The following is a 3,990-nucleotide window of genomic DNA, read 5'->3' as shown; positions in this document are numbered from 1 at the left end:
ATGTGGGACTCGGTGAGTGACACCGCCGAGTTCGGGGGACTGACCCGCGGGGACGTCGTGGTCGACGACCACGCCCGCGAGAACATGGAGACGGTGCTCGAACAGGTCCAGCAGGGCGAGTTCGCCCGCGAGTGGATCACCGAGAACCAGGCCAACCGGCCGTCCTACAACCAGCTCCGCACCGCGGAGAAGAACCACGAGATCGAAGAAGTCGGCGAACGTCTTCGTGGCTTGTTCGCGTGGGCCGACACCGAGGACGAGGAGACGAGCGAGACCGAAGAGGAGCGAGTACAGGTATGAACGACACCAACCGAAACCGAACCGAAGCACGGAACCGAGCGATGAAGAACGTCGACCACACCCACCCCGACACCGGCCGGCCGTTCGGCGACCAGGTCGTGTTCGCCCGCGGCCCGGTCGTCGCGGCCGACGGCGGGCGCGAGGCCGACGCGGCGGACGCCGAGGAAACGGCGGAGACGGACGCCGACGAGGACGAGGAGGTACGGATGAAGGACGTCGACCACGAGCCGCCGAACGACGCCGACGCGAATCGGGTGTTCGAGCGTGGTCGGGAGGGCCGCGACGGCGATCGATGAGTCGGGGCACCCTCTACGACAAGGTCTGGGACGAGCACGCCGTCACCGAACTCCCGACCGGCCAGACGCAGCTGTTCGTGGGTCTCCACCTCATCCACGAGGTCACCAGCCCGCAGGCGTTCGGGATGCTCGGCGAGCGCGACCTCGAAGTCGCCTATCCAGAACTCACCCACGCGACGGTCGACCACATCGTTCCCACGGCGGACCAGTCCCGACCCTTCGGCGACGACGCTGCCGAGGAGATGATGAGCGAACTCGAACAGAACGTTCGCGACTCGGGGATCGTCTTCGACGACCCGGGGAGCGGGAACCAGGGCATCGTCCACGTCATCGGCCCGGAGCAGGGGCTCACCCAACCGGGAATGACGGTCGTCTGCGGCGACTCGCACACCTCGACCCACGGCGCGTTCGGCGCGCTCGCGTTCGGGATCGGCACCTCCCAGATCCGCGACGTCCTCGCGACCCAGACGATCGCGATGGACAAGAAGCAGGTTCGGAAGATCGAGGTCACGGGCGAACTCGGCTCCCACGTCGGCGCGAAGGACGTGATCCTCACCATCATCCGAAAGCTCGGCGTCGAGGGCGGCGTCGGCTACGTCTACGAATACGGGGGATCCGCCATCGAGAGTCTCGGGATGGAGGGCCGGATGAGTATCTGTAACATGTCTATCGAGGGCGGCGCACGCGCGGGCTACGTCAACCCGGACGAGACCACCTACGAGTGGCTCCGGGAGACCGACGCGTTCGCCGATAGTCCTGAAGAATTCGAACGACGGAAGGAGTACTGGGAGTCGATCCGGTCGGATTCGGACGCCGAGTACGACGACGTCGTCACCATCGACGGCGACGAGATCGAACCCGTCGTGACGTGGGGGACGACACCCGGCCAGGGCATCGGTATCTCCGAACCGATCCCCGTGCCCGAGGACCTCCCCGCGGACAAGCAGGATACCGCGCGGCGTTCCCAGGAGCACATGCGGGTCACGCCCGGCGAGACCATGCAGGGCTACGACATCGACGTCGCCTTCCTTGGGTCGTGTACCAACGCGCGACTGCCCGACCTCCGGGACGCGGCGGCGGTCGTCGAGGGTCGCGAGGTCGACCCCAGCGTTCGCGCGATGGTCGTCCCCGGCAGCGAGCGCGTGAAGGCCGCCGCCGAGGACGAAGGCTTGGATGAAATATTCACCGAGGCGGGCTTCGACTGGCGCGGGGCTGGCTGTTCGATGTGTCTCGGGATGAACGAAGACCAGTTAGAGGGCGACGAGGCGTGTGCGAGTTCGTCGAACCGGAACTTCGTCGGCCGGCAGGGCTCGAAGGAGGGGCGGACGGTGCTGATGAGCCCCGTGATGGTCGCGGCGGCGGCGGTCACCGGCGAGGTGACCGACGTTCGCGAGCTTCCGGAGGTGGCGGTCCGATGAGTGCCGAAGAGGACGCGGGTGTCGAGACCGTCGAGCGGGTCTCGGGGACCGGGATCCCGATCCGTGGGAACGACATCGACACCGACCAGGTGATCCCGGCGCGGTTCATGAAGGTCGTCACCTTCGACGGCCTCGGCCAGTTCGCCTTCTTCGACCAGCGCTTCGACGACGACAACGAGAAGGACCACCCGATGAACGAGGATCGGTACCGGGACGCCTCGATCATGACTGTCAACGCCAACTTCGGTTGTGGCTCCTCGCGCGAACACGCCCCGCAGGCGCTGATGCGCTGGGGGATCGACGCGTTGATCGGCGAGAGTTTCGCCGAGATCTTCGCGGGGAACTGCCTCGCGCTTGGGATCCCCACCGTGACGGCCGACCACGAAACCGTCGTGGCGATCCAGAAGTGGATCGACGCGAATCCGGATGGGGAGATCGACATCGACGTGGCCGAGGAGGTCGTTCGCTACGGCGACGAGGAGGTCGCCGTCACCGTCGAGGACGCCCAACGGCGAGCGTTGGTCGACGGGGTCTGGGACACCACGGCGCTGATGAAGTCCAATTCGAGTGCCGTCGCCGACACCGCGAACTCACTGCCGTACCTCGCCGACGATGACTGACACCATCACCGTGATTCCGGGCGACGGGATCGGCCAGGAGGTCGTGCCGGTGGCCGTGTCCGTGCTCGACGAGGTCGGCGAGTTCGCGTTCGAGGAGTACGACGCGGGCGACGCGGTGCAAGCGGAGACCGGCGAAGCGTTGCCGGCCGAGACCCGGCGAGCGGTCGAGGGGAGCGACGCGACGTTGTTCGGTGCGGCGGGCGAGACCGCCGCGGACGTCATCCTCCCCCTGCGAGCGGCGGTCGAGTCGTTCGTGAACGTCAGGCCGGCGCGAGCCTATCCCGGCGTCGACGCGCTCCGGCCCGAGATGGACGTCGTCTTCCTCCGTGAGAACACCGAAGGCGTCTACGCGGGCCACGAGGACCGGCTTTCGGATGATCTCTCGACGCTGACGCGCGTCGTCACGGAATCGGCTTCGCGGCAACTCGCCGAGTTCGCGTGTGACTACGTTGCGGACGACGGTGGCGAGTTCACCGTGGCGCACAAGGCCAACGTGATGCGCGAGACGGACGGCCGGTTCCGCGGAGCGGTACTCGACGTCGCGGAGGAGCGCGGGGTCCCCACGGACGAGGTGCTGATGGACGCGTTCGCGACACAGGTCTGTCTCAGTCCGTCGGAATTCGACGTCGTGGTCTGTCCGAACCTCGCGGGCGACGTGCTCTCGGACCTCGCGGCTGGGTTGGTCGGCGGGCTCGGACTGTTGCCGTCGGCGAACATCGGCGAGGAGCGCGCGCTGTTCGAACCCGTCCACGGCACCGCACCCGACATCGCTGGCGAAGGGGTCGCGAACCCCGTCGCGACGGTGTCGAGCGCCGCGATGTGTTGTGCGTTCTTGGGTCACGACGAGGCCGCAGAACGGGTCCGGCAGGCCGTGCTGGAGGTGCTCGCCGACGGGCCGCGGACGCCCGACCTGGGTGGCGAGGCCACCACCGAGGACGTCGAGCGCGCGCTGCTCGATCGGCTCTGACCGTCGAGGTTAAGCCGGTCGCGCGTGATCCCCCGAGTATGCCCGAGATCGAACTCGACGAGAAGACCGTCGACCGACTCGACCGACTTCGCGTCGAGGAGGAGACCTACGACGAGATCGTCACCGAACTCATCAACATCTACGAGACCGAGGAGCGGACCCTGTTCCGCGGCGGCAGTCCTTAATTCGCGGCGGCCGTTCGAACGCGCTCCCACTTCCCGTTGCTTTCGAGGTGGGCCTGCAGCTGTTCTGCGTAGCGCTCGGTGAGCTCCGCGGCCGCCGCGCGCCGCCCGCCGTTCCCGCCACCGCCGCCGAGTCCGAGCGAGCTCTTGATCGAATCCACGACCCCGCCGCCCGACCCGCCGTTTCCGCTCCCGCCACCGCCGCCC

At 67.6% G+C, this 3,990-nt stretch carries 6 protein-coding genes and 1 pseudogene; 6 read left to right on the top strand and 1 reads right to left on the bottom strand.

Annotation, left to right across the window (positions count from 1 at the left end):
* The 6 genes and pseudogenes from D3261_RS19330 to D3261_RS20475 form a co-directional block, all read left to right on the top strand.
* A pseudogene (locus D3261_RS19330) lies at nucleotides 1–300 on the top strand (ketol-acid reductoisomerase); the annotation flags it as partial.
* The gene (locus tag D3261_RS19325; RefSeq protein WP_120075225.1) at nucleotides 297–596 is read left to right on the top strand and encodes a hypothetical protein; all 300 of its coding nucleotides are present in this window, start codon (nucleotides 297–299) and stop codon (nucleotides 594–596) included. The pseudogene D3261_RS19330 and the gene D3261_RS19325, both read left to right, overlap by 4 nt.
* Complete coding sequence (leuC, locus tag D3261_RS19320; protein WP_120075223.1) at nucleotides 593–2,014, top strand: 3-isopropylmalate dehydratase large subunit; 1,422 nt, start codon at nucleotides 593–595, stop codon at nucleotides 2,012–2,014. The genes D3261_RS19325 and leuC overlap by 4 nt, the downstream gene beginning before the upstream one ends.
* A complete protein-coding gene (gene leuD, locus D3261_RS19315) occupies nucleotides 2,011–2,634 on the top strand; it encodes a 3-isopropylmalate dehydratase small subunit (RefSeq protein WP_120075221.1) in 624 nt (207 codons plus the stop codon). Before leuC ends, leuD begins: the two co-directional genes overlap by 4 nt.
* Nucleotides 2,627–3,601, top strand: coding sequence for an isocitrate/isopropylmalate dehydrogenase family protein (locus D3261_RS19310; protein ID WP_120075219.1), 975 nt, complete (start codon nucleotides 2,627–2,629; stop codon nucleotides 3,599–3,601). Before leuD ends, D3261_RS19310 begins: the two co-directional genes overlap by 8 nt.
* Before the next feature lie 38 nt (nucleotides 3,602–3,639).
* The gene (locus D3261_RS20475) at nucleotides 3,640–3,786 is read left to right on the top strand and encodes a hypothetical protein (protein ID WP_199694079.1); all 147 of its coding nucleotides are present in this window, start codon (nucleotides 3,640–3,642) and stop codon (nucleotides 3,784–3,786) included.
* Here D3261_RS20475 and D3261_RS19305 read toward each other — a convergent pair.
* On the bottom strand, nucleotides 3,783–3,990 hold a 208-nt coding region (locus D3261_RS19305), incomplete at its 5' end, for a DUF5799 family protein (RefSeq protein WP_233554048.1). The genes D3261_RS20475 and D3261_RS19305 overlap by 4 nt on opposite strands.

The organism is Halococcus sp. IIIV-5B, assembly GCF_003602035.1.
GTDB lineage: Archaea > Halobacteriota > Halobacteria > Halobacteriales > Halococcaceae > Halococcus > Halococcus salsus.
Note: the sequence above shows the minus strand (reverse complement) of the source record. Positions and strands in the feature narration are given on the sequence as shown.